The sequence below is a fragment of the Granulicatella sp. 20925_1_28 genome (assembly GCF_041433575.1).
Lineage (GTDB): Bacteria > Bacillota > Bacilli > Lactobacillales > Aerococcaceae > Granulicatella.
Genome location: NZ_JAPWBS010000001.1, coordinates 80,683 through 106,172, shown reverse-complemented (window position 1 = coordinate 106,172; position 25,490 = coordinate 80,683). Strand labels below are relative to the sequence as shown.

Annotated in this window: 22 protein-coding genes; 3 read left to right on the top strand and 19 right to left on the bottom strand. The window is 37.0% G+C overall.

All coding sequences use genetic code 11. The annotated features are described in order from the left end of the window. Nucleotides 1-130: 130 nt before the first annotated feature. The 7 genes from rny to adhE form a co-directional block, all read right to left on the bottom strand. Nucleotides 131-1,693 (bottom strand): ribonuclease Y, encoded by a 1,563-nt coding sequence (gene rny / locus O3793_RS00465; RefSeq protein ID WP_371444776.1) that lies wholly within the window; start codon nt 1,691-1,693, stop codon nt 131-133. Between the two features lie 215 nt (nt 1,694-1,908). Further along, the gene (locus O3793_RS00460) at nt 1,909-5,925 is read right to left on the bottom strand and encodes a Cna B-type domain-containing protein (RefSeq protein ID WP_371444775.1); all 4,017 of its coding nucleotides are present in this window, start codon (nt 5,923-5,925) and stop codon (nt 1,909-1,911) included. A gap of 178 nt (nt 5,926-6,103) precedes the next feature. Then, nucleotides 6,104-7,066 carry a bifunctional oligoribonuclease/PAP phosphatase NrnA gene (locus O3793_RS00455; RefSeq protein WP_371444773.1) on the bottom strand — a complete coding sequence of 321 codons (963 nt, stop codon included), beginning with the start codon at nt 7,064-7,066 and terminating at the stop codon, nt 6,104-6,106. A gap of 85 nt (nt 7,067-7,151) precedes the next feature. Further along, the gene (locus O3793_RS00450) at nt 7,152-8,114 is read right to left on the bottom strand and encodes a bifunctional oligoribonuclease/PAP phosphatase NrnA (RefSeq protein ID WP_371444771.1); all 963 of its coding nucleotides are present in this window, start codon (nt 8,112-8,114) and stop codon (nt 7,152-7,154) included. 2 nt (nt 8,115-8,116) lie between these two features. Further along, on the bottom strand, nt 8,117-9,433 hold the full coding sequence (locus tag O3793_RS00445) for a DRTGG domain-containing protein (protein ID WP_371444769.1): 1,317 nt from the start codon (nt 9,431-9,433) through the stop codon (nt 8,117-8,119). 129 nt (nt 9,434-9,562) lie between these two features. Continuing rightward, nucleotides 9,563-9,967, bottom strand: coding sequence for a metal-dependent transcriptional regulator (locus O3793_RS00440; RefSeq protein WP_371444767.1), 405 nt, complete (start codon nt 9,965-9,967; stop codon nt 9,563-9,565). Nucleotides 9,968-10,075: 108 nt separating this feature from the next. Next, the gene (gene adhE / locus O3793_RS00435) at nt 10,076-12,709 is read right to left on the bottom strand and encodes a bifunctional acetaldehyde-CoA/alcohol dehydrogenase (protein ID WP_371444765.1); all 2,634 of its coding nucleotides are present in this window, start codon (nt 12,707-12,709) and stop codon (nt 10,076-10,078) included. A 295-nt stretch (nt 12,710-13,004) separates the two neighbouring features. Here adhE and O3793_RS00430 point away from each other — a divergent pair, with 295 nt between their 5' ends. Both O3793_RS00430 and O3793_RS00425 read left to right on the top strand, forming a co-directional pair. After that, nucleotides 13,005-13,559: a transposase gene (locus tag O3793_RS00430; RefSeq protein ID WP_371444763.1), complete on the top strand. Its 555-nt coding sequence runs from the start codon at nt 13,005-13,007 to the stop codon at nt 13,557-13,559. Next, nucleotides 13,535-14,389 (top strand): IS3 family transposase, encoded by an 855-nt coding sequence (locus O3793_RS00425; RefSeq protein ID WP_371445090.1) that lies wholly within the window; start codon nt 13,535-13,537, stop codon nt 14,387-14,389. Before O3793_RS00430 ends, O3793_RS00425 begins: the two co-directional genes overlap by 25 nt. 53 nt (nt 14,390-14,442) lie before the next feature. Here the strand turns inward: O3793_RS00425 and O3793_RS00420 are convergent, their stop codons facing one another. The 8 genes from O3793_RS00420 to O3793_RS00385 all read right to left on the bottom strand — a co-directional run bounded on the left by O3793_RS00420 (nt 14,443) and on the right by O3793_RS00385 (nt 19,437). Next, complete coding sequence (locus tag O3793_RS00420) at nt 14,443-14,718, bottom strand: post-transcriptional regulator (protein ID WP_371444761.1); 276 nt, start codon at nt 14,716-14,718, stop codon at nt 14,443-14,445. 3 nt (nt 14,719-14,721) lie between these two features. Further along, on the bottom strand, nt 14,722-15,039 hold the full coding sequence (yajC, locus tag O3793_RS00415) for a preprotein translocase subunit YajC (protein ID WP_371444760.1): 318 nt from the start codon (nt 15,037-15,039) through the stop codon (nt 14,722-14,724). Nucleotides 15,040-15,105: 66 nt separating this feature from the next. Next, nucleotides 15,106-16,251: a tRNA guanosine(34) transglycosylase Tgt gene (gene tgt / locus O3793_RS00410; RefSeq protein ID WP_371444759.1), complete on the bottom strand. Its 1,146-nt coding sequence runs from the start codon at nt 16,249-16,251 to the stop codon at nt 15,106-15,108. A gap of 115 nt (nt 16,252-16,366) precedes the next feature. Further along, the gene (locus tag O3793_RS00405; RefSeq protein ID WP_371444757.1) at nt 16,367-16,666 is read right to left on the bottom strand and encodes a HesB/YadR/YfhF family protein; all 300 of its coding nucleotides are present in this window, start codon (nt 16,664-16,666) and stop codon (nt 16,367-16,369) included. A gap of 70 nt (nt 16,667-16,736) precedes the next feature. Beyond that, nucleotides 16,737-17,153, bottom strand: a complete 417-nt coding sequence (locus O3793_RS00400) for a GNAT family N-acetyltransferase (protein ID WP_371444755.1) — start codon at nt 17,151-17,153, stop codon at nt 16,737-16,739. Nucleotides 17,154-17,264: 111 nt separating this feature from the next. Then, the gene (gene rpsD / locus O3793_RS00395) at nt 17,265-17,876 is read right to left on the bottom strand and encodes a 30S ribosomal protein S4 (RefSeq protein WP_005605618.1); all 612 of its coding nucleotides are present in this window, start codon (nt 17,874-17,876) and stop codon (nt 17,265-17,267) included. A 205-nt stretch (nt 17,877-18,081) separates the two neighbouring features. Then, nucleotides 18,082-18,825 (bottom strand): acyl-[acyl-carrier-protein] thioesterase, encoded by a 744-nt coding sequence (locus O3793_RS00390; RefSeq protein ID WP_371444753.1) that lies wholly within the window; start codon nt 18,823-18,825, stop codon nt 18,082-18,084. Between the two features lie 21 nt (nt 18,826-18,846). Continuing rightward, a complete protein-coding gene (locus O3793_RS00385) occupies nt 18,847-19,437 on the bottom strand; it encodes a hypothetical protein (protein ID WP_371444751.1) in 591 nt (196 codons plus the stop codon). A 116-nt stretch (nt 19,438-19,553) separates the two neighbouring features. On the opposite strand from O3793_RS00385, the gene O3793_RS00380 reads away from it, so the two are divergent. Then, a complete protein-coding gene (locus tag O3793_RS00380) occupies nt 19,554-20,834 on the top strand; it encodes a hydroxymethylglutaryl-CoA reductase, degradative (RefSeq protein ID WP_371444749.1) in 1,281 nt (426 codons plus the stop codon). Between the two features lie 47 nt (nt 20,835-20,881). Here O3793_RS00380 and O3793_RS00375 read toward each other — a convergent pair whose 3' ends face one another. Genes O3793_RS00375 through rnz form a run of 4 tightly spaced genes read right to left on the bottom strand, consistent with a single transcriptional unit; the run spans nt 20,882 to nt 25,490 of the window. Continuing rightward, nucleotides 20,882-21,409 carry an adenine phosphoribosyltransferase gene (locus O3793_RS00375; protein ID WP_371444747.1) on the bottom strand — a complete coding sequence of 176 codons (528 nt, stop codon included), beginning with the start codon at nt 21,407-21,409 and terminating at the stop codon, nt 20,882-20,884. A 15-nt stretch (nt 21,410-21,424) separates the two neighbouring features. Beyond that, complete coding sequence (gene recJ / locus O3793_RS00370; RefSeq protein ID WP_371444745.1) at nt 21,425-23,749, bottom strand: single-stranded-DNA-specific exonuclease RecJ; 2,325 nt, start codon at nt 23,747-23,749, stop codon at nt 21,425-21,427. Nucleotides 23,750-23,761: 12 nt separating this feature from the next. Then, nucleotides 23,762-24,559, bottom strand: coding sequence for an SDR family NAD(P)-dependent oxidoreductase (locus tag O3793_RS00365; protein WP_371444743.1), 798 nt, complete (start codon nt 24,557-24,559; stop codon nt 23,762-23,764). Further along, a complete protein-coding gene (gene rnz, locus O3793_RS00360) occupies nt 24,546-25,490 on the bottom strand; it encodes a ribonuclease Z (protein WP_371444741.1) in 945 nt (314 codons plus the stop codon). The genes O3793_RS00365 and rnz overlap by 14 nt, the downstream gene beginning before the upstream one ends.

Here is a 25,490-nt window from a genome sequence, read left to right as displayed (position 1 = left end):
TGAAAAGGCAATTCTCCTTGTGAGACTTGCCTTTTCCCTTATTCAACGCCAAAATAAAACCCCATGACAACTTGTCATGGGGTTTACAGTTTTACATCTACCTCACAGTAGAGTCAAAGTCAATCAATGATTACTTAGCATATTCGACTGCTCTTGTCTCACGAATAACTGTAACTTTAATATGTCCTGGATATTGGAGTTCTTCCTCAATTTGATTTTTGATGTCATGCGCTAAAATAATCGCTTTTTCATCACTAATCTTGTCAGGTTGTACCATTACACGAACTTCACGTCCGGCTTGAATCGCAAAGCTGCGTTCAACACCTTCATGTTCTGTTGCAATAGCTTCTAATCTTTCTAATCGACGAATATAATTTTCGATTGATTCACGTCTTGCACCTGGGCGAGCTGCTGATAAAGCATCTGCTGCTGCTACAAGTACTGCGATTGTTGAAGTTGGCTCTACATCTCCATGGTGAGAAGCAATTGCATTAACAACAATCTTATTCTCTTTATATTTCTGAGCAATTTCTGCTCCGATTTCAACGTGAGAACCTTCAATTTCATGATCAAGTGCTTTACCGATATCGTGAAGTAAACCTGCACGTTTTGCAAGATTCACATCTTCACCTAATTCGCCTGCCATCACTCCAGCAAGCTTAGCCACTTCGATACTGTGGTTCAATACGTTTTGACCGTAACTAGCTCTAAAGTATAAACGACCTAAAATCTTAATCAAATCAGGATGTAATGAGTGAATTCCAACTTCGAACGTTGCTTGTTCACCGATTGTACGAATACGCTCATCCATTTCTTTACGAGATTTTTCAACCATTTCTTCAATACGAGCAGGATGAATACGACCGTCTGAAATTAATTTTTCTAGTGTCATTTTAGCGATTTCACGACGAATTGGGTCAAAACCACTTAATACCACCGCTTCTGGTGTTTCATCGATAATCACATCAATTCCTGTCAATGATTCAAGGGTACGAATATTACGTCCCTCACGTCCGATAATACGTCCTTTCATTTCATCACTTGGTAACGTCATAACGGTTACTGTATTTTCTGAAACTAAGTCCGCTGCGGAACGTTGAATTGCTTGAAGAATAATATTTTTAGCATTTTTATCTGCTTCATCTTTTGCAAGCTGCTCAGACTCTTTAATCATGATGGCACGTTCCTTACTTAATTGTTCGGTCATGTCCTTCATGATAATCTCTTGCGCTTCTTCTTTACTGATTGTAGAAATACGTTCCAATTCATCTTGTTGTTTTGCAACGAGAGCTTCAGCTTGATTTTCTTTTTCTGTTACTCTCTCAAGTTTTTCTTGGATTTTTGTTTCCTTCGTTTCAATTGATTGTTCACGTTTTTCTAGAATTTCATCTTTGCGATCTAAATTCTTTTCACGTTGAATCATTCTCTTTTCTTGAAGAAGTACTTCATTTCGTCTTTCTTTTAACTCATTTTCAACTTCAGCACGATATTTATGATTTTCTTCTTTTGCTTCTAATAATACTTCCTTTTTTAATCGGTCAGCATCTTTTTCTGCATCTTTGATAATCATTTCAGCCGATTCGCGAGCTGCTACTAACTTTTTCTCGTAATTTGATTTGAAACCAATATATCCAGCAACAATTCCAATTATTAAAGCTAAGATCGCGAGGCCACCTACTACTACTGAGTCCATTGAGTCACCTCCGTCTCTATTAAATTTTTAATCAAAATAAATTGCATTGATAATTTTTATGGTTAAATGTGATTTAACACATAATATTATTTTATTCTTGAAACGTGTTAAAGTCAATTCATTTAAAGAATTTTTTTCAAAAAAACAAAAGGCTTTCAACAGCTAAATAAAAACATCGATTAGCCATACGACTAATCGATGTTTTCAAAATTATATTATTCATTTTCTTGTTTGTTTGTAAAAACAAAACCTAAAGCAATCATTACTAGTAAAGTTGCAATAAACATTGTACTTACAAGTGATGATGTACCAGTATTTGGTAAATCTTTTTGAGGTTTAGAAGGTTCAGGGGTTGGTACAACAAGCGATGATGTACCAGTATTTGGTAAATCTTTTTGAGGTTTAGAAGGTTCAGGGGTTGGTACAACAGGTGCGGTATACTTGTTTTTAAATGTTGTATCTGCATCATAAGTTACTGTAGCAACATACGCTTTATCTTCTTGTTTCACTTCAATTGATACCTTTTTAACGCTCTTATCGTAAGTGATTTGCGCATCATCACCACTAACCTCTACTACTGAATAATTGTAAGTTCCAGCCTTTTCGAATGCCACATCTTTAAAGGTAATGCTTCCATCAGCAGCATTCTTGGCCGTTTGAATAACATTTCCATTTTCATCTAATAGATTAAATGTGAATTCTCCCTCTACTAAATCACGACCTTCTAATTCTTTTTTAAACGTTAGGTCTTGCTTAATGGCTGAAAGAATACGGTTAGTAATAACTGAGTTTGTCCCTTTCGTTACCACTTCATGAGTATAACCTTCTGGAACATCTAATTCTTCGACTGTGTACTCATAAGCTACTCCATTACTAGATGCCGGTAAATCAGTGAAAGTATGTTCCCAATGGTTCTCCTCTGACAATTCAATGGCTTCACCATAGTTTTCACCATTTTGTTTCAATTGAACTTTAATAGCTTTACGTAAGCCAAGTTTATTGTCATTATCTTCCCATCCTTTTTTAACAGTATGCGTTGTCGTTTTACGTGTATTTGTGATTGTAAATCCTTCTTTTTGAGATCCTTCGCCGGTAATGACTGTCTCATAATCTTTACCATAGTTTTCCTCAATGACTTCTTTCACTTGGTAATCAGTCACAGTTGGATCTAATGTCTTACCATCAATTGTTAGTTTAAAGATACCTTTCCAGTCGTTGGCATTATTTAAGACTATTGTTGCTAAAACAACATCTGGATTACTCTTACTGCTTAATTCCACTTTAATACTTGAAATAGAAGCATCTTTTTCCCCACTCCAAACCTTAGCAACTGGAATGTATTGTGGCAATTGGTTTGAAACGGTATTTGTTTCACCAAAAACAGATGGATTTTCAGCATTGCGGTTTGTATAGAAAACATTCGTTGCTGTTAGTGTATCTGTTGCACCATCTGTGTATTCTGGAGTTTTCATTTCCACTACGAAGTTCACAACTTCTCCTGGAACAATCTTTTCACCTTTATTCAATACAACCTTGATGGCTGTTACTTTTGTAAAATCAGCAATTTGATCTGCTGTGACCCAGCCACTCGCCTGCGTTGCATCATATGGAGAATTTGGCAAGCTTGTTGACGTATGATAATAAACGGTATATTTACTTTCAACGTTTAAAGCTTTTGTGAGAACCGGAGTGAATCCAGAACCATTTTGATCTCCTGCGTATGGAAGACGATCATACAACGTAAATGTTTCGATATCGTACGTACTATAGTTTTTCGTTTGCAACTGATATTTATACTCTTGACCATAGTTCTGTTGAACCATGTTTTGAGTCCAACTTCCATCTTTTGTCGAAATAAATTTCTCAGAACGAATTTCAGTCGGTAAGTTTACAATCGTAGAAGATTTTGCTGCTACGATTCTATCTGGAACTTTTCCATCTGGCGTCTTAATCTTAAACACATTGTCTAACATTGTTTGTGACGTTACATTACTAGCTAAAGGAGAAAACTCTTTTGCAACTAAGAACACATGATTATCTGTATTTTTCTTATAATCATCCGCCGTTTGAACTGCTGTTGGCATTGCCTCTTTCGTAATTGTTGCTGAAACAATTGCTGTAAAGTCACGACCAATCGTTTGGTCATTGTAGAAATCAAGATCTTTTAACTCAAATATTACCGCTTGACGACCGCTTCCATTGTAATTTTCAACGACTCTTGGTTCACCCTTCACCATGTTTCTATGCTCTTTTTTATCAATATAGTACCCTTCATAAGTGATTCCCTCAGGTAAGACATCAATCACTTGAGCTCCATTTACACGACGGTTGACTGATAAGTTACTAAAATCAGCAGTAACACTATATTCAACAACTTCTCCTAAATCACCTGTTGGATTTGAACGAGTAATCTTAGAAATACGAATTTCTTCTTCTTTCACTTTTACATCTTCGTATGATTCACTCTTGTTTGTAGAGAATTTTCCGTCTTCCCCATAGCCATCCACTAAACCTTCTGCATGCATACTATTATTGTATCTAACAGGTTCTTTACGTTCAGTTTCGTCAAATGGATTTAATAATTTCGTTTGGATAAATGTAGATGTAATTTCTCCTGCTTGAAGAACTTTCCCATCTTGAAGCTTTATTTTTATACTGTCATAAGTACGATTTACTTTTTGATAGGCGTCTTTCTTTAAAGTTCCTGCATAAATTTGTTTTGCTTGATTTGTGACTTTATTATAGGCATCTTCGTCTACAATCACAATTTGTTTACTACCTTTAGCAATACTTCCTAATTTCACTTCGGTACCATCTGCTTTTACCCCATATACATCCATATCAAATGGTGCATTGGAAACAGGAGAACCGACTGAGTAGAAATACATTCTTTCATCTAAGTCTTCATCAACTAATGTTAATTTAGAAATTGTACTTGGAGAAGTATTCGTAAACCCAAGAATCCATGTCGCTACAGATGTATCTGGAGCACCAGCATCAACGTTTAAAGTTTGTTTATCGTTATTAGATTTACGGAAAGAAGAATCACTAATCAATTGTCCAATGAGTTTAAATTGAATATCATCGCTAACTGTTAATTTTGGTTCTGATTCTCCGTGTTGAATAAACGTCAATTCTGTTTTTGCGTTATTAACAATGTTCGTTTTTGTTTTAGCATTTGGAAAACTTAAAACAAGTCTCTCCTCGCGTAAAGCAAGTTCCGCTTCACTATTTGTGTCATTTAGAGTGTCGCTACCAGTAATGGTTTTACTAACAGTACCATCTGCATTTAATGTCCATCCTGGATTTTTTGCAGGATCAAAGACAGCTGTTCCTGTAGTCCCGTCAGCTTTTTCATATGTTGGTAATGTGTCGGTAATTGTAATTGTTTTTGCAGCACGTGTCTGTGCTTTTCCATTTCCCCAGTTTTGAGTTTGTCCACCACCTAAAGTATTCGTTGATAAACTAAATTGGAAAGTAACATCTGAGGCTTTTGTAATTGCTTCCCCCGTTGCCTTCCCACCATAAATTTCACGGTTATCAATAGTATACGCTTGTGTAGTATTTGTGCCGTTATATTTAAACAATGACTGTTTATCGACTTTTACTTTATAAATTAATGAATCCGTTACTTCCTTTAATGTGTTTCCAGTACTATCTTTTAACACGATTTTCGGAGAGAATGTATAACCTTCTGGAGTTACACGGTCCTTAAATTTAAATGTAAAAGGAAAACTTGCTGTGGTTGTTTGCGTAATGTCTGACAAGTATACTTTTAATAGACCTGGTGTCGAATTATCTACGCTCATCACTGGTCCACCAGTCGCAACTGTAAATTTCTCGATATATTCTGTAGGATAGGTAAACTCAATATAGCCGCCAACAATAGATTCACTCACTAAAGAGCCGTCTAATTGAACATCCCCTTGACGATTTTTTGTTGTATATTGTTCGTCACTACCAGTTGAGTTTGTGGCAGTTACTTTTACTTGACCGATTTGTGCATTTACCCCTAAAGCACCTGTAGCTGCGGCTTCGTTTGCTTCAGAAGTAGTATTTTCTGTACTCACCGTAGTTTCAACTGCTGGTGTTTCACTAGTTTCTGTATTACTTGTCTCTACTGTTGTAGGTTGACTAATCTCCTGCGCATAGGCAAAAGTTGGCGCTACTTGATTCGTTAATAATGTGAATATTAATAATGTAGTTGATAATTTATGAATAAACCTTTTCATCTAGTTCTCCTTCTTTTTTAAAAATATTTTTCTATAAAAATTCATATATATTATACTGCATTAATGTGAGTTATCCAAGAGAGAATCAAGTCCAATTTTCTTCCTTTAAAAAGAATTATTTTTCACATTTGAAACCCAAATCAAGAAAAAAGAGCCGGATAAACCGACTCTTTCCATATTATTTACTTAAATACTCTTTTGAAGATGCATTCAATTCTTTTACGATTTCGTTTACTTCTTCAAGAGTTTGAACAATCGCACCTGATGCTAATGGATGTCCTCCACCACCATGGTTTTGAGCAATTACATTCACGATTGGGCCTTTAGAACGAAGATTTACTCGGTAGCTTCCATCTGGTTGCTCAACAAATAACGCCCAGCAATGAATGCCTTCAACCGTACTTGGAAGTGAAATAACACCATGTGTTTGATCTTCTTCAATTCCAAAGTGCTCTAAATCCTTTTGCGTTAAAATAGTAGCTGCAACGCCATTCTCAGAAATTTCCATGTTTTGGTAAATATAACCTGCTAAACGGCTAACTGAAACGGGGTTTGTAATCATATGATAAGCAATGCCTGAAATATCTACATCGAATTCTAATAATTTAGATACCATTGCAAATGTTACAGCTGTCGTTGCTGGATATAGGAAGCGACCTGTATCTCCTACAATACCTGCATATAATGCATTTGCTGCTTCTTTAGAGACTTTCCAAGTACTTTCTTCACCAAATGCAAAACGACATAAAATTTCGCTTGTACTACTTGAATTCGTATCTACAAATGAAATCGCACCATAAACATCTCTATCTGGATGGTGGTCGATTTTAATTACTTTCGATGAATCTACTTCAAATGGGCAGTCAATACGTGGTGTATTTGCACAGTCTAAAACAATAATCAGTGCAGCATCGAATTGTTCCTGTGTAATTTCATCCATTTCTCCAATATAACTTAGTGAACTTGGCATTTCACCTAATAAATACACTGTTTTTTCTGGATAAGTAGCACGAATAATTTCTCTTAACCCTACTTGTGAACCAATTGCATCTGGGTCTGGTGATTCATGACGCAAGATAACAATTGAATCTGCTTTTTTAATTTCTGCATCAATCTTTTTAAAAAACTCTGTATAATTCATTATTTAATATTTCCTTTCATCCAATAATTGGACTGATTTTTATTGTAAATACAACATCTTATAATACTCTTATTTGTGCGTAATTTCAATTTTTCTTAAAGGCTTTCACTGCCGCTTTTAACTCAGCATCTACTTCTAAAATTTGACTCTTCGTAACAGATGGAATGCCACATGCTAGCGTATGTCCTCCACCGCCAAAAGCTTGCGCAATATGATTCACGGTTGGCCCTTTTGAACGCAAATGAACTCTAAAGTTGCCATCCTCTTGTTCCACATACATACTCCACGCCAGAATCCCTTCAACCGTTCCAGGAACTGAAACTACAAGGGACGCTAATTGGTCAGTAGCTTGGAAACGTTCAAGCACTTCTTTTGTTAAAACTACACTCGCCATTCCTTCACGAGATACTTCTAGATGCTCGTAAATGTATCCTGTCATTCGATTCACGTTCAGTGGTTTTGTAATCATTTTATCGGCAATTCCAGCCAAATCTACATCGTGTTGTATCAATTTTGATACAAGTGCAAAAGTTTTCGAAGTGGTTGACGGATATAAGAATCGACCGGTATCCCCGATGATTCCTGCGTAAATCACGTTAGCTGCTGACTTATTCATTTGAAATGGAGTTGCTTCGTCAAAAGCAAACTCTGCCATGATTTCACTGGCACTGGCTGCGGTTGTATCCACATAACAAATCTTTCCGTACGGTGTCACATTTGGATGGTGATCAATCTTAATTACTTCATCGACGTTCACTTCAAATGGACAATTGATAAGTCTCGCTGTAGAACAATCGACAACAATAACAAGCGAGTTATCGAACACCTCTTGAGTGATTTCATCCATGTCGCCGATATACTTCAAGTTTTCTGGCATATCTCCAATAACGTAAACAGATTTTTCTGGATAGGTTGCCTTAATGAGTCCACTTAGACCTATTTGTGACCCTAAAGCATCTGGGTCTGGCTTTCTATGTCTTAATATCACAATTGAATCGGCTTTTCCAATCTCTGTGATGATTTCTTGTAATAATTCTTTGTAATTCATTCTTAGTTTCTTTCCATTAATTGATTTGACATAATTGCTTTAGCAACAATTGAATTTTCCAATAAAACCGAAATATCTAATTTCGAAACTTTACGACCATTATCGAGCATTTGTATTTGAATCACAATATGACTTTCGATTGGAATCATCTTCAAATAGTGCATTTCTAATTGTTCAATCACGGTGTTTCGTCGTTGACTTCTATGAATAAATTCTTTAGAAGCTACAGAGACCACTTCACATAATACACCAAAAGAAAGCATCCCAAGGTTATTCGTCATTTGTGGTGTTACCGTAAAGCTGAAATTTGCAGCAGTTGGATTCACTTCAACGATTTCTAAGTTTTCACTTACATCATCTTCAAATGTATTTCCAACTTGTGGTTGTCGTTGTGTCAGTTGCATTGCCTTCATAACATCACGTCTTGAAATAATTCCTATTAGTTCCATATTGTCTTGAACAACAGGTAACATCTCTAACCCGTTCCAAATCATTGAGTGTGCTACGCTGGCTACAGAAGCATGTAATTTTGACACAGATGGATTCTTTGTCATCACACGTTCCATCGTCAGAGAATCCGCTTTTCCTAAAATATCTTTAGCAGAAACAACCCCTACTAGTCTGTTTGAATGATTGACAACTGGGAAGCGTGAATTTCCAGTCTTTTGACTCAAATCGCGATACTCTTTAACAGTTTGATCCATTTTTAAATAATTCGTGTTTTCGATATCATTATAAATATCCGCGACAATCATGATTTTCTTCTTAATCAATTGATCGGTCATTGCACGGTTGATGAGGCTGGCAACAGTAAATGTATCGTACGTTGTTCCCATCAATGGAATTTTAAGTTCATCGGCTTTTTGAATTAATTGTGGCGTTGCTTGGAATCCCCCAGTAATTAAAACAGCGGCTCCTTGATTCAATGCTAGTAATTGCGCATCTTCACGGTTCCCGATAATCACAAGGGATTCTGGTTGAATATAACGCGTCATGGCGTCTAAAGTCATCGCACCAATAACAAAGCGGTTTAAAATTTTATCTAATCCTTCGTGACCACCAAAAACTTCTCCTTCGATGATTTTAATAATTTCACCAAAAGAAAGTTTTTCAAGATTATCCTTTGTTTTTCGTTCAATACGAATCGTTCCAACACGTTCAATGGTTGAAACAATCCCAATATTCTCTGCTTCCTTAATGGCACGATAAGCGGTACCTTCACTCATTTCCATGTTCTTCGCAATTGAACGCACAGAGATTTTCTCTCCCACTGGCAACGATTCAATATAACGAATAATTTGTTGATGCTTTGATGTCATAATATCCCCTCTGTATTAAAAAAATGAAACACCTTACTTAAACTGTACTATTATTGTACTAAAATTTTGCAACAAATACTAGAGTCAAAATAAAAAAACTGGTCAAAAAAGACCAGTTCTATTGCTATTTTATTCTGAAAATGGTGGTATTTCTTCTCCATGAGGACAATGCGTTGGATTTCCTAAAAATTCCGCTAATCGCTCTGTCATTTCAACGGTTGAGGTATGTTCTAGGACTTCAGCTTGATCATGAACAGACTCGCCACTAAACCCTAAAGAATTTACTAGAAAGACTTCCCAGATTTTATGAGAACGAATCAGGCGTTCTGCAACTTTAATTCCCTTCCCTGTTAATTTGGCACCTTTATAACGGATGTATTCTACCGTACCATCATGGACAAGCTTGTTTAACATCTCTGTCGTTGAAGCTGCTGAAAGGTCCAACATTTGATTGATGGCTTTATTCGTAACGAATTCATCTTTACCGCCTAATTTATAGATTGTTTTAATGTAATCTTCTTTATTGGGTGTCATAAGCCATCTCCTTTCATTTCCCTAACAGTATAGCATATTTTACGGCTGAAAAACAGAGCAAAGAAAGAGCCTTAGAAAACTCCTAAGACTCTTTAGATTCAAAATGAATTATTTGATACGACCTGGACGTTCTTTATATCCAAAGTATGCGTCAGCAAGAATTTCTTCCATATCAGCTACCATTGGTAAACGAGGGTTCGCAGGTGAACATTGATCTTCATAAGCAAGCATTGCAATTTCATGAATTGTAGCTAACCATTCTTTGTGGTTAACACCTTGTGCTTTGAAGTTCATTTCGATACCTACAGCTTCCCCTAATTCGTAAACAGCTTTAGCAAGTGCATCTACTGCTTCTTCAGGAGTTGAAGATGGTAATCCTAACATACGAGCGATATCTTGGAATTTTTCATCCGCACGGTAGTAGTTGTATTTTGGCCATGTAGCTGCTTTAGCAGGACGAGTACCATTGTAACGAATTACGTAAGGTAATAGAATCGCATTTGTACGTCCGTGAACTGTATGGAAGAATCCACCAATCTTATGAGCCATAGAGTGGCTCATTCCTAAGAATGCATTGGCAAATGCCATACCAGCCATTGTAGAAGCGTTATGCATTTTTTCGCGTGATACGAAATCAGCATTTTTCACACTACTTACTAAGTTTTCAAATACTAATTTGATTGCTTGTAATGCTAATCCATCAGTATAGTCGTTTGCTAGTGTTGAAGTGTACGCTTCAATTGCGTGAGTTAACACGTCCATACCAGTATCAGCTGTTACAAAATCAGGAACTGTCATAACTAACGCTGGGTCAACAATAGCAATTGTTGGTGTTAGAGAGTAGTCAGCTAATGGATATTTACGGTTGTTTGCTTTATCTGAAATTACCGCGAATGGTGTTACTTCAGAACCTGTACCAGAAGTTGTTGGGATACCAACATATTTAGCACGTTCTCCTAATTCTGGGAATTTGAATGCACGTTTACGGATATCCATGAATTTTTGAACTAAGTCACGGAAGTCCACTTGTGGTTGTTCGTAGAACATCCACATTACTTTCGCAGCATCCATTACAGAACCACCACCAAGTGCAACGATTGTATCTGGCTCGAAGCTCTTCATGATTTCAGCCCCACGGTTTACTGTTGTGATATCTGGATCTGGTTCTACGTCTGAGAATACTTCATAAATTACTTTGTTTGGACGTAATTCTAATTGTTCAATAACACGTTGTAAGAATCCTAATTTAACCATTGCTTGGTCAGTTACGATCATTACACGGCTTACATTTTTCATTTTTTGTAAGTATTGAATTGAATCGCGTTCGAAATAGATTTTTGATGGAACTTTAAACCATTGCATGTTATTTCTACGTCTCCCTACTTTTTTGATATTTAATAGATTTACAACGCTTACGTTATCCCCAACTGAGTTACGTCCGTAAGAACCACAACCTAATGTTAATGATGGGATAAATGCGTTATAAACATCCCCAATACCACCGAAAGTAGAAGGAGCATTCCAAATCACACGAATTGCACGAACAACTCGTCCAAATTCTTTAGCTAATTCAGCATCTTCAGTATGAATCGCTGCTGAGTGTCCTAAACCGTGGAATTCAACCATTTGACGTGCTTTTTCAATACCGTCTTCGCGAGATTCTGATTTAAGTACTGCAATTACTGGAGAAAGTTTTTCGCGAGTTAAAGGTTCTTTTTCGCCAACTTCTTTACATTCTGCAGCAAGAATGTTAGTTCCTTCTGGAACTGAGAATCCAGCTTGTTCAGCGATCCATGCTGCTGGCTTACCAACGATGTTCGCATTTAATTTAGCACCAGCACAGTTTTTGCTGTTTGCTTTTACACCGAAGCAGAATTCTTCTAATAATGCTTTTTCTTTTTTGTTTACAAAGTAAGTGTGATAGCTCTTTAATTCTTCAACAAAGTCATCGTAAATTTCTTTATCAACGATTGCTGCTTGTTCAGAAGCACACACCATACCATTATCGAATGATTTACTCATTACGATATCGTGAGCTGCTTGACGAATGTTAGCAGATTTTTCAACATAAGCTGGTACGTTACCTGCACCAACCCCAAGAGCTGGTTTACCGCAAGAGTATGCAGCTTTAACCATTGCATTACCACCTGTTGCAAGGATAGTAGCAATTCCATCGTGGTTCATTAAAGCGTTTGTTGCTTCAATTGATGGATGTTCGATCCATTGCACACAGTTTTCGGGAGCTCCTGCTGCAATTGCTGCATCGCGAACGATTTGAGCTGCGTGTGCTGAACTTTGTTGAGCTGATGGATGGAATGCAAACACGATTGGGTTACGTGTTTTTAATGCGATTAACGCTTTGAAAATTGCAGTTGAAGTTGGGTTTGTTGTAGGTGTGATACCACAGATAACCCCTACTGGTTCTGCGATTAAAGTTAATCCAGTTACGTCATCGTCTGAAATAACGCCAACTGTTTTAGTGTGACGCATGTTGTGCACCACGTGTTCACAGGCAAATAAGTTTTTCGTAGCTTTATCTTCGAAAACCCCACGTCCTGTTTCTTCGATTGCATGTTGTGCTAATACACCGTGTTGGTCTAACGCAGCAACTGATGCTTTTGCCACAATGTAGTCAACTTGTTCTTGATTTAACAAGCAGAACTCATCTAAGGCTTTCAACCCATTCTCCACGAGACGGTTGATTTCTTGTTGTACTTGGTTGTTGTTTTTTTCTTCACTCACTTGTGATTTCCCCCAGTGTTTGTTATTTTTATCACATTCTTATCTTACACTATTTTTCGGTAAATGTAAATGACTTTCATTAAAAAAATTATTAATGAAAACATATTCATTTATTTTCATTTCCCCTTTCATAATAAATTCCTAACCTATATCTTCATTTTAGTCATTTTTCCTAAAATATCAATACTTTATGCGGATTTTTTGAAAGCCTTTACCTTATTTTTAGTATAAAAAAGAAGCTTAGCAATGATATGTACCCCCTTTACTGGACAAACCAGTAAAGGGGGTATTTATTATGCGTTACTCATTTGAATTCAAAATGAAATGTGTAGAATTGTATCGACAAGGAATATGGGTAGAAACGCCTGAAAAAGTTAAGCAACAGAGTTTTAGAAGAAAAATACTGAATTGGGATAAAATTGAAAAAATTCACGGCCCTAAAGGATTGGAGCGCGTTAAAAAACAAAGAAATTGGACGGTAGAAGAAAAATTGACATTTGTTTTACAGATTTTAAATGGGAAAGCTCTAACAGAGGTTGCTTTTTCAGCGGGAATAAGTGATGGATTATTAAGTTGTTGGGTTCACAAGTATCTAACTTATGGATATAATGGTTTAGAGAATAAGAAAAGAGGACGACCATTATCTAAGGAGCCTATTATGAATAAAAAAGCTGTGCTTGATAACCTTTCAGAATCTGAACGAGAAGAATTAGTTCGATTACGTGAACGCAATGCATATTTAGAAGCTGAAATTGCTGTTATAAAAAAACTGAGGGCCTTGAGAAAAGAACAGGAAGCTGCGCTTCTCAAGGCGAGAAAGCAGCGATCATCAAGGAATTACGAGAAGTAGGATACCAACTAAAACATCTTCTTAAAGCGATGAAAATGGCTAAATCTACTTACTATTTTGAATTGAATAGAGTTGATGCTGTAGCTGAGAAGAATTGTGATTTATTATCAGAAATCAAAAAAATCTTTCATGAAAATAAAGGTATATATGGCGTTAGAAGAATTTATCAAGAACTTTGTCGTAGAGGCTTCGTTGTTAATCATAAAAGAGTTCAACGTCTTATGCATGTAAATGGATTGTTTGGAAAACGCCCTAAAGAAAAATACCATTCTTATCAAGGCAATGTTGGGAAAGTTGCTGCTAATATTATTAACAGAGATTTTACGGCCGATAGGCCACTTCAAAAATGGAGTACAGATGTATCTCAATTCACTTTTTCTTGGGGAAAATGTTTCTTTTCTCCAATTTTAGATATGTCTACTAATGAAATAATCTCCTATGATCTTTCTCTAAATCCCAACTTAGAACAGGTTCAAAGGATGCTAAATATAGCTTTCAAAAAATTCCCTGATGTTAATGGATTGATTCTTCATTCTGATCAAGGTTGGCAATATCAACACGCATTTTATCAAAGGTCATTAGAAGAACGAGGGATTATTCAATCAATGTCCCGAAAAGGAAATTGTTATGATAATTGCATTATAGAAACATTTTTCGCCAGAATGAAGAACGAAATGTTCTACGGTTTTGAAAAGGAATATTCTACTTTTAAGGAATTTCAAACAGCTGTGGAAGAATATATAGATTATTACAATAACAAAAGAATTCAAGAAAAAACAAAATGGATGCCACCTGTTCAATACAGGGAAGCATCCATGTGTTCAGCTTAATTTAAAAATGTGTCCAGGATTCTGGGTACATATCACAAATGCTAGCTTCTTATTTAAAACAATTCACTTAAATTGATGTCTTCAAGTGTGATTTCTTTATTGGTTTGTGCTTCTAAAGATTCAAAATCAAAATACTCATTAATGTTTAATTGATTAATCTGAAAGATTTGCTCAAACAGATTATCAGGAAGAGTCTTCTTCCAGCGGTAATCCGCAAAATAATGTGCGAGATCTTCCGTTTCAATTGTTGTATAGCCTAAGTCATTAAACTCGCTGACTTTATAATACAACCAAGTTTTAAATTGATTTTTTAAACTCTCTTTATCCATTGACTACTCTTCTTCAGTTGCTACTTCATCAGTATAAACTTCATTATTTGTTGCAGCAGATTCAGTAACAACGTGATGAATCGCAGCGCGTTCGAATGTAAGGATAACTCCTTCGCAATCAAGGTCAACTGTATGCTTTACAGTATCAATATTGTAGATTTCACCGTGTAATCCACCAATTGTAACTACTTTATCTCCAATTTTCATCGCATCTCTTTGCGCTTGAATTTCTTTAGCACGTTGACGTTGCTTACGTCCGAAGAACCAGAATGCTCCCCCTGCTACAACGATATACGCAATTAATAATGTCATTTGATCCATAATCTTACCTCATTTCCAATTTTATGTTTTTACTTTATCAAAAAAATTGCTCTATTTCTATACTCTTTAGAAATTTCTAGCATTTTCTTTGTTGAAGCCATATTCTTCAAAGAAAGCTTCTCTAAACTCTAATAAGTTATCATCCATAATCGCTTGGCGAACTTGCTTCATTAAGTTTAATAAGAAGTACAAGTTATGATAACTTGTTAAGCGTAATCCAAATGTTTCGTCTGTCTTAAATAAATGACGGATGTAAGCACGTGTATAATTACGACATGTGTAACAATTACATTTCTCATCCAATGGACGGAAATCACGCTCGTATTTCGCGTTCTTCACTACAAGACGCCCAGCACTTGTCATACAAGTACCATTACGAGCAATACGTGTTGGTAGTACACAGTCAAACATATCAACTCCGCGAATAACACCATCAATTAATGAGTCAGGTGACCCCACTCCCATTAAATAACGAGGTTTATTATTTGGAATGAGTGGTGTTAAGTAATCCAACACTTCATTCATCTCTTGCTTTGTTTCACCAACGGACAATCCACCAATAGAATATCCTGGGAAATCTAGAGAAACCATGTCTTTAGCATGAGCAATACGTAAATCTTTATAACCAGCACCTTGTAAGATTCCGAATAACGCTTGTGTATCTGGTGATTTATGAGCCTTTAGTCCACGCTCTGCCCAACGAGTCGTACGAGCAATTGAATCTTTCACATAATCATGCGTATGGTGGAAATCTGGGCACTCATCAAAACTCATGATGATATCCGCACCGAGTTTGTTTTGTACATCAATTGAGATTTCAGGAGATAGGAATAATTTAGATCCATTTAAATGGTTTCTAAAATGAACTCCTTCCTCTTCAATACGACGCATATCACTAAGTGAGAATACTTGGAATCCACCTGAATCGGTTAGAATCCCTTTCTTCCAGTTCATGAAGTTATGGAGTTTACCAGCTTCATCAACAATATCCGCACCAGGACGTAACCATAAATGATAGGTGTTACTTAAAATGATATTTGCGCCCATTTCATCTAATTCTTCCGGAGACATTGATTTTACCGTAGCAAGTGTCCCAACCGGCATAAACATTGGTGTTGGGAATGTACCATGTGGTGTAATAATTTCTCCAAGACGAGCGCCTGTATGTTTTTCAGTTTTAATCAGTCTATATTTTACTGCAGGTTCTGTCATTTTATATATCCTTTCTTCGTTTCATAACTACCTAACTGTACTCTACAAAGGCAAAAATGTCCAATAAAAACGGGAGTAAGTATAAGCCTCACCCCCTGTTTCTTCTATATAAATATTAGTCTACAATTTTTGTATAACTGTAACTTGGTTCTTTTAATTTTTCATCAAAGCCTACTTCTAAATTATGACCATGGAAGAACCATTCGTCACCAGTTTCCACAAAATAAGTAATTCCATTTTCAACAACGCTCACATAAGGATTGCTTGGAGCATCTACTTCAACTGCTAGTGAGAATCCTTCATTAATCGGACTGCATCCGTATACCTTTCCTAGGAAACGAACACCACGTTCTTTAGATACACCCATTTCTTCTTCAAACCATGCTTGCGCTCTTTTATCGATTGTTAATTGCATTGTATCAACTCTTTCCTCTAATTTACTCTCTCATTCTATCATAGAATCGTAAAAAGTCGGTAAAGTTTGCTCACTTATTTCCTGTATATATGAATGAAACGCAATTTAGAGAAGTTAAACTTGTGAATCCATTAGACTCATAAAAAGAAACTGTTTTCGTTGAATCATCTGTTGCTAGTTGAATTTGATACACATTCTTGTACTTTTCTAACGTCAATTGTAACAATTTTGTACCAATCCCCTCATGTTGGTATTCAGGAGTTACCAAAATATCTTGAATAAACAGAATAGACGCCCTATCTCCAACCGCGCGCAATACACCAACGAGTTTTCCTTCTTCATTAAGCGCCGCTAATATATGAAGAGAATTTTTGTAAGCTTCTTTAAGCATGGTTGGATTCTGTGTATAATTTGTCCACCCTACTGCTTCATATAAAGGCAGAATCGCTTCTAAAGTGACAACTGGATTTTCAACATAACGGATCATTTGATTCAACCTCTTTCTATCATAATTATTTACTGTGCTTTCATAAAAATTATAAATAAAAAAACCGGAATCCACAATAGTGAATTCCAGTTTTGAAATTGTCTAATAAGATTAGCCAAGTTTGTTATAGTATTCAACGACTAGTGATTCGTCAACTTCAGAAGTTAACTCGTCACGTAATGGTAGACGGTTTAATGAACCTTCTAATTTTTCTTCGTCGAAAGTAACGAACTCTGGACGACCATATAAAGCTTCTAAAGCTTCTTTAATGATTGTTAAGTTACGTGATTTTTCACGAACACCCACAACATCGCCAACTTGTACTTGGAATGAAGGGATATCTACGCGTTTGCCGTTCACAGTGATGTGACCGTGGTTAACTAATTGACGTGCTTGACGACGAGTAGTTGCTAAACCTAAACGGTATACTACGTTATCTAAACGTTGTTCAAGAAGAACCATGAAGTTTTCACCATGTTTACCTTCTTTAATTTTGCCAGCTTTTTTGAATAAAGTAGCAAATTGACGTTCGTTCATACCGTACATATGACGTAGTTTTTGTTTTTCTTGTAATTGTTGACCATACTCAGATAATTTTTTACGGCTGTTTGGTCCGTGTTGACCTGGTGCGTATGGACGACGAGCGATTTCTTTTCCTGTTCCTGAAAGTGAAATGCCTAAACGACGAGATAACTTCCAGCTTGGTCCAGTGTAACGTGACATTGAACATTCCTCCAATAATTGTTTATTTTTTGGAGTAAAATAATCGCGAAATCTTCGATTCGTGCAGTCGCTACAAGGGTTCACCTTTGCAGCCGCGGTTACTACCTTACCCTAAAGGCTAGGACTGTTGACGAGCTTCTATATTTCTGCTGCATATTTTACACAAAAAGTATTGTACCCTATTTCCTCTGAAAATACAAGGATTTTACTTTGTTTCCCACTCAAGAGATAAGTGGCAACATTTTTGTTCATCTGATTCCAATTGATGTAATGTTTGAACCCCGTTTTCAGTTTGTCGAACTTCATAAAAACTCTTAACGGACGCTTCTGGAAGAATTTCCTTATCATACTTTACAAGGACTGATTTTAAACTGTGTGTCTTAATAAATTCCATTCCAAGGCTATCCATTACCCAATCAAAATACTTCGCGTTGTTCACATGGTGATTATAATCGATATCATTGAGGCGAACACGGTAAGTTTGAACACTTGCGTTGTCCAAATCAATTTTTGGAACTCTTGGATTTCGGCGATTATCCTTTTTATTTTCAATTGGATATTCACTTAATACTTCTTCATCTAATGAAATGAGTTTTCTCTCTTCAATATTAATCATTGAAAATGTCGTTATTGCGTCTACTAGTACTTCTTCGTCTAGAGACAAAATCGTATAACGACGGAACGTGAAGAACTTGTTATATCCAACTGGTTCTGTCTCGATAATAATTTCTTCTTCTAATTTGGGAAGGCGGTTCACCGTTAATTGGTTTTGAATCACAATCCACGATAAGCCTTTTTGATAGATCAAATCAGGATGTGCTAGATTGCGTTCTTGTTTACGCGATGCAAGCATCATAATCCCAACGACATGGCTAAGAGATAACTCTCCTTTCCAGTTACACTCATACGCCTTCACAACATGATTCATACGACAAATTGATTCTACCATAGTACATCCTTTCGTAATTGACTAGTCCCACACATCGACACTATCTGTATTCAATACTGAAACTATTTCATGCCCTTTGAATAAGATAATATAGTCGGTTGGTAAATGCATTATTTCATATAATTCTGGGTAATCTGGAAAGATTTCATACGCTTGATTTCCTTCTATCGGTTGCGGATCAATCGTTTGATCGATTGGAGCAATATACCAAGTTTCGTCATCAAAACGATGCGCATACCACTCATCCACTTCAAAAGTATGGTTGGCAATCACTAAAGGTCCATCAAAGCGGAATGGAATGAGACGTCCTAATGTTTTCGTACGTTTTCCAGTTTGAATCGTTTTACGAATAATATCTAAGAAATAAGAGAAATCTTCTACCCATTCATCTAATAGTTTATGTTCGTAATTTTGAACTACTACTTGGAAATCTTCTTCTTTTGGAATGACTTTCACTTGTCCATAATGGATTGGAATTAAAGTGTCTACCTCGTCCCAATTCTCCTCAAAATATTCTTCTACAAAAGAGAGCATATCTTCTGCTTCTTTTTGATACTCTTCATCTGCCGTTAAAATCAAACGGCGACCATTCAATTCACGAATTAATTCCATAAAATCTCTCCTTTCACGTTTACTAGTGTACCTCATTTTCGAAAAATTTACCTGTATCATACCCGCAAACACTAAAAATTTGTTATACTGAATGAAAGCATGAAAGGAGCACATCGATGCAAAACAACCCTTTTTACAAGTTTTATCAAAAGCCTCTTGAAGAAAGAAAAGAAACTTTATTAAATCATCCAAACTTATCGAACGAAGCCAAAGCACTACTCGAAAAAGGTCTTGTACTACCAGAGTCCATTGCTAACCAAATGGTAGAAAATCAAATTGAAGTATACGGTCTTCCGTATGGAATCGTTCCAGAATTAATTGTGAATGGAAAAAGCTATATTGTTCCAATGGTAACGGAAGAACCTTCTGTAATTGCCGCAGCAAGCTATGCTTCAAAACTAATCAACATGGCTGGTGGAACTACAACGATTCAAGAAAAGCGTGAAATGATTGGAGAAATTGCCATTGTAAAATCTCCTCTAACACTTGAAGAAGTAAATGCTAAACTTAAGGAGCAGAAAGAATCATTATTTACAATTGCTAATAACGCGCACCCTTCTATCGTGAAGCGCGGTGGTGGTATACGAGATATCTGGGTAGAAGAAAAGTCTACTGACAAGGAACGATTCTACATTTTCTATGTATCTGTTGATACACAGGAAGCGATGGGAGCAAATATGCTGAACACCATTCTCGAATCCCTTGTGTCTCCAATTGAAGCGACGACTTGTGGTGAAAGTATTATGGCTATCCTTTCGAATCTTGCAACAAATTCAGTTGTGACAGCTAGATGTGTCCTCTCACCAAGAATCTTAGATACTAGAACGACTAAAGGTGAAGACGTGATCAATCGAATCGTTTTAGCAAGTGAATTTTCAAAAGCAGATCCATACCGTGCAACAACGCATAATAAAGGCATTATGAATGGTATTGATTCTGTCGTCATCGCTACCGGAAATGACTGGCGAGCAATCGAAGCAGGTGCTCATGCCTATGCAAGTTTAAGCGGGAAATATCAACCACTGACAAGCTGGACAAAGGATGAAGGTGGAAACTTAGTGGGTACTATCACTCTTCCACTTCCTGTTGGAACGGTTGGAGGTTCTATTTCCATTCATCCAGGTGCACAATTTGCACACGAGTTACTCGGTCATCCAAGTGCTGTTGAATTAGCAGGAATTATTGCCTCGATTGGTTTAGCGCAAAACCTTGCTGCTGTAAGAGCTCTTGTGACGGACGGCATTCAAAAAGGACATATGCGACTCCAAGCAAAATCATTGGGACTTGCAGTTGGAGCAACCCAAGAAGAACTGCCACATCTTATGAACTTACTCGCTAAAGCTACTCACTTAAATCAAGAAACTGCCAAAGCTCTATTAGAAGAATTGAGAAAATAAAAAAATAGACTTCCCTAGCAACTGGCTAAGGAAGTCTTCTTTATTTATTATCTTTCGTCTTCAGTGTATTCCATCAATGTGAAGATGTCGTATTCGCTAATTTTTTCGCGACCTTTTAAGTCTGTTAACTCTATTAAGAAAGCTAAACCAACTACTTCACCGCCAAGCTTTTCAACTAATTTAGCAGCGGCAGCCATTGTTCCACCTGTTGCTAATAAGTCATCACAAATTAGAACTTTTTGACTAGGTTTTACAGCATCTTTGTGTAAGTGCAATTCAGCTGAACCGTATTCTAAATCGTATTCTACAGCCACTGTTTCACGAGGTAATTTTCCTTTTTTACGAGCTGGTGCGAATCCAATTCCTAACTCATACGCTACAGGACATCCAACGATAAATCCACGTGCTTCTGGTCCAACAATCATTTCAGCGCCAATTCTACGAGCGTAATCAACAATTTGTTGTGTTGCATATTGATAAGCTTTTCCGTCCGCCATTAATGGAGAAATATCACGGAAAATAATACCCTCTTTAGGATAGTTTGGAACACTAGCAATATATTCTTTCAAGTTCATTGAGAACTCCTCCTTTTATTTACCTTGTTGTGAATCCATCCAACTCTTAAGTTCTTGGAACTGGCTATAGTTGAATTTCTTTTCAAGCAACATTTGTTCATTTAACTTTTTCAATAAGGTTGACTCTTCTAAGTCATTTGTTTTTGGTCTTTCGTTAATCATTAAATGTCCATCTACTATTTTAACAAATTCCAACTCAAAAAACACTTTTAATATCACTCGGAACTGTTCAACTGGAATTTTGAGGAATCTAGCCACCGAAACTAGTTTTTCGTTGTAAGGAATTTGCACATGAGATTGGATATATTTGTACACCAGACCAAACTTAGGCTTATCAGGTATGCCTGTTGTCACAACCGAATTCTTCGTATATGCGATGACATAAAGTGGCTGTGTCCATTCCATTTTAAAGAAAGCTTCCACTTCTTCAATCTTTTCTGGCAGGTCGAATAACACAATTGCTTTAGCAGTTGGGTTTTCGTTTGCAGCTACAAATGATGCAAAATCCATCACACTTGAAGTACTTGGAATTCTTGTTTCTAGTTCCTTCAAGTATACGTCGTTTGTAGCTAGATAAAGTGCATTTTCAACAGCAAGATGATCTTTTGTAATCTTAGAAGTGCGCCAATCAATCACGACTCTACCTTTAACAGCAATATCTTTCACCATTAATTGAGGAAGTCTGTTATTTTGCCATTCATTAATCTCTAAAGTCCCAGCAATACTAATCTTCGTATTTGGCTGAAGAGAAGCTGCCCATTCCCCTTTACTAAACGCCATCGCTTGAAGTGTATTTGACGAATTGGCCTCTTTCAAATTAAGCTTCAAGTGCTGTTTATCCGCACCAAGTAATTGTGTTGACGCCACTTGGATGCCTTCTAGAGAAACAACCGGTTCTGGATTATCCGTACCAAATGGTTTGAGACTGGCTAATGATTCAATCCAATCAACCGTAATCTCTTTTAATGGAAGAATTTCATCAATTGTCAAAGTAGCTTTCGCATCTAACAAGTCTTGATGGTCTTTTGCATACTGCTCAAGGCCTTCGATAATCGTTGGAAGCACAATCGTTTCAACTGTCAAACCAGCCGCCATATGATGCCCACCAAATTTTAGAAGGTGGTCTTTCACACTGGTTAACGCATCATAGAGATTAAATTCTCCAAACGAACGACCACTACCCTTGGCTGTTAAGCCGTCTTCACTAATCCCTAACACAAGCGTTGGTTTACCAGTCTGTTCGACAATTCGACTCGCTACAATTCCAAGAACCCCTTCATGCCAGCCTGGTTGAGCTAATACAAGAATTGGTTGATTCATCTGTTCGTGAATAAGCGGAGTGGCTTCTTCAACAATTTGATTCACAATTGTTTGACGTCTTTCGTTTTCAGATTGCATAAAGTCAACAATACTCGCTGCTTCTTCATCATCAAACGTTGTCAACAATTGAACCCCTGGAGTAGCATCTCCAAGTCGACCCAATGCATTTAGGCGTGGTCCAATCTGAAAGCCTATCGTCTTTTCATCTAATTTATCAACTTTAACGGATAACTTCTCAATCAAAGTAACAAGGCCAATACGCTGCGTTTGTTTCATTTGACTGATACCTAGTTTAGCGATTGTTCTATTTTCGTCTGTAAGGCTCACTAAGTCCGCAATGGTTCCAATCGCGGCTAATTCTACCATTTCTTCTGGAAACTCTCCTAGAAGCGCGTGAGCAAGCTTAAATGCAACACCAGCACCTGATAAATCTCCGCACGGGTAGTTTGCCTCTGGATGACGAGGATGAACAACGGCATAGGCTTCTGGAAGTTCACTTGGAATCTCATGGTGGTCCGTCAAAATCACATCGCACCCATTTTCCATCGCATAATGAATTGGTTCACGCGAAGCAATTCCGCAGTCTACCGTAATAATGAGTGTATGCCCTTCTTCTATAGCGCGTTGGAACGCTGGAATATTGGGACCATAGCCATCTGTAAAGCGATTCGGTAAATAGTACGATACTTGAGCCCCTAGCATTTCAAGAGTTTCATAGAGAATCGTTGTACTCGTAATCCCGTCTGCATCATAGTCGCCATATATATGAATTAATTCACCATTTTCAATAGCTTCTTGAATACGTGCTACCGCTTTATCCATATCATGTAACAAGAAAGGATCATGGATAAGATGTGGGGTTGGCGAAAGAAACTCTTGTAGTTCTTCTATAGTTTGAACGCCACGTTCCACACATAAACGAACGAGATTTTCGGATACGCCACTTTCACTTGAAAGAGATGTTACGAGTTCTTCATCCACATTCTCTTTTAACTTCCATGCATAATTTGCAAAACTCATCGTACACCTCCTCTACTTTTTATCGAAAATACTCCCTAATAGTTTGTCTCCTGTTTTCGGGAATAATACATTTAATTTACTCGCAAAGTTCATCGATTTTGGTAAATTCACTTCACGTTTTTCTCTTTCAATCCCTTTAACAACTTCTCCTGCTACCTTCACTGGATCTAGTACGACAGAGCCTAATTGCTCTAAGTATTTCCCGGTCGGCTCCGCTTTATCAAAGAAATCTGTCGCAATCGGTCCAGGATTGACGGTCATCACATGGATGCCATAAGGTTTTAATTCTAAACGCAATGCATTCGAATATCCTAACACTCCAAATTTAGTTGCTGAGTACACGGACGATTTAGCAGTCGCTGATTTTGCAGCTTGGGACGCAACATTCACAATTACTCCGCTTTTTGCTTCGATAAAACGAGGAACAAAATGCTGCGTGATTTTAATTAATGCATTCAAATTTAACTGAAGCATTTGACTAATCTCAGATTCACTTAGGTCTTTAGCTAATTTAAAGTACCCTAGACCTGCATTGTTGATTACCATCGTAATCTTATATGATTCATCAAGAGTCGCTAGTAACTCATTAACAGACGCATCATTGGTTAAATCACACGAATAGATATCAACCGGTTTAGAAGTGAACGATTTGCACTCTGCTGCTACTTGTTCTAGCTTTGATTCATTACGAGCCACAAGAATTAACTGTACATCTCTTCTGGCCAATTCAAGCGCAATTTGTGCACCTAGTCCACCACTAGCTCCCGTCACAAGAACCACTTGATTTGAAAACCATTTAGCATCCTTCATGATGTTTAATCCTTTCAACACTCACAATATCGAAATCTTTTACAACTTGAACATTCTCAAAAATGGTTTTTGCTTCGCTTTCCAACTCTTGAGATTGTTTTCCAATATAGCGCGCACTAATATGCGTTAACAAAAGTCGCTTAACTTCGGCATTTTTGGCAACTTCAGCCGCTTGAAGACTCGTCGAATGGAAATGACGGTAGGCTTGTTGCCCTTTATCTCCTTCGTATGTTGCCTCATGAACAAGAACATCTGAATGATACGCTAAGATTTCACTAGCCTCACATTTACGAGTATCTCCGCAAATGGTCACAACGCGTCCTTTAATATCTGGAGAAATATAATCTTGTCCATTCACGACAGTTCCATCTTCTAGAGTAATTGTCTCCCCTTTTTTTAACTTGCCATAGAGTGGCCCAAAAGGAATCCCTAACTCTTTTAGACGGTCAGCTTGCAATTCGCCAGGTTGATCTTTTTCTGTAATACGGAAGCCATATGAAGGAATTCCATGTTCGAGTCGTTTTAGTTCCACTTTAAAATGTTTATCATCGAAAAGCAGTCCTTCTTTTTCAAATTCAACCACTTTTAAAGGATATCCCAATTTCGAACAAGAAGCTTGAATCGTTGTGTCGATAAAGTTCTTAATTCCTTTAGGACCATAGAGGGTCAAATCATCTTCTCCCCCTTGGAAAGAACGACTCGTCAGTAGTCCAGGTAACCCAAAGATATGATCACCATGCATATGAGTAATAAAAATCTTCTTGATTTTTCCTGGACGAATATTTGTATTTAAAATTTGTTGCTGTGTAGCTTCTCCGCAATCGAATAACCACACTTCATTAATCTCATCGAGAAGCTTTAATGCAATTGAAGTGACGTTTCTCATTTTAGAAGGCACGCCAGCGCCTGTTCCTAGAAATTGCAATTCCAT

What these genes read in the sequence shown, in the direction of transcription:
- recJ (WP_371444745.1), bottom strand. Translation starts at nt 23,749, where the DNA reads ATGAGTTTTGCAAATTATGCATGGAAGTTAAAAGAGAATGTGGATGAA.
- O3793_RS00445 (WP_371444769.1), bottom strand. Translation starts at nt 9,433, where the DNA reads ATGACATCAAAGCATCAACAAATTATTCGTTATATTGAATCGTTGCCA.
- O3793_RS00455 (WP_371444773.1), bottom strand. Translation starts at nt 7,066, where the DNA reads ATGAATTATACAGAGTTTTTTAAAAAGATTGATGCAGAAATTAAAAAA.
- O3793_RS00385 (WP_371444751.1), bottom strand. Translation starts at nt 19,437, where the DNA reads ATGGAATTAATTCGTGAATTGAATGGTCGCCGTTTGATTTTAACGGCA.
- rpsD (WP_005605618.1), bottom strand. Translation starts at nt 17,876, where the DNA reads ATGTCACGTTACACTGGACCAAGCTGGAAGTTATCTCGTCGTTTAGGC.
- O3793_RS00450 (WP_371444771.1), bottom strand. Translation starts at nt 8,114, where the DNA reads ATGAATTACAAAGAATTATTACAAGAAATCATCACAGAGATTGGAAAA.
- O3793_RS00400 (WP_371444755.1), bottom strand. Translation starts at nt 17,153, where the DNA reads ATGATCCGTTATGTTGAAAATCCAGTTGTCACTTTAGAAGCGATTCTG.
- O3793_RS00460 (WP_371444775.1), bottom strand. Translation starts at nt 5,925, where the DNA reads ATGAAAAGGTTTATTCATAAATTATCAACTACATTATTAATATTCACA.
- O3793_RS00430 (WP_371444763.1), top strand. Translation starts at nt 13,005, where the DNA reads ATGCGTTACTCATTTGAATTCAAAATGAAATGTGTAGAATTGTATCGA.
- O3793_RS00420 (WP_371444761.1), bottom strand. Translation starts at nt 14,718, where the DNA reads ATGGATAAAGAGAGTTTAAAAAATCAATTTAAAACTTGGTTGTATTAT.
- O3793_RS00375 (WP_371444747.1), bottom strand. Translation starts at nt 21,409, where the DNA reads ATGAACTTGAAAGAATATATTGCTAGTGTTCCAAACTATCCTAAAGAG.
- tgt (WP_371444759.1), bottom strand. Translation starts at nt 16,251, where the DNA reads ATGACAGAACCTGCAGTAAAATATAGACTGATTAAAACTGAAAAACAT.
- rnz (WP_371444741.1), bottom strand. Translation starts at nt 25,490, where the DNA reads ATGGAATTGCAATTTCTAGGAACAGGCGCTGGCGTGCCTTCTAAAATG.
- O3793_RS00390 (WP_371444753.1), bottom strand. Translation starts at nt 18,825, where the DNA reads ATGGTAGAATCAATTTGTCGTATGAATCATGTTGTGAAGGCGTATGAG.
- O3793_RS00440 (WP_371444767.1), bottom strand. Translation starts at nt 9,967, where the DNA reads ATGACACCCAATAAAGAAGATTACATTAAAACAATCTATAAATTAGGC.
- O3793_RS00380 (WP_371444749.1), top strand. Translation starts at nt 19,554, where the DNA reads ATGCAAAACAACCCTTTTTACAAGTTTTATCAAAAGCCTCTTGAAGAA.
- O3793_RS00365 (WP_371444743.1), bottom strand. Translation starts at nt 24,559, where the DNA reads ATGAAGGATGCTAAATGGTTTTCAAATCAAGTGGTTCTTGTGACGGGA.
- O3793_RS00405 (WP_371444757.1), bottom strand. Translation starts at nt 16,666, where the DNA reads ATGCAATTAACAATCGATAAAAGAGCGCAAGCATGGTTTGAAGAAGAA.
- yajC (WP_371444760.1), bottom strand. Translation starts at nt 15,039, where the DNA reads ATGGATCAAATGACATTATTAATTGCGTATATCGTTGTAGCAGGGGGA.
- rny (WP_371444776.1), bottom strand. Translation starts at nt 1,693, where the DNA reads ATGGACTCAGTAGTAGTAGGTGGCCTCGCGATCTTAGCTTTAATAATT.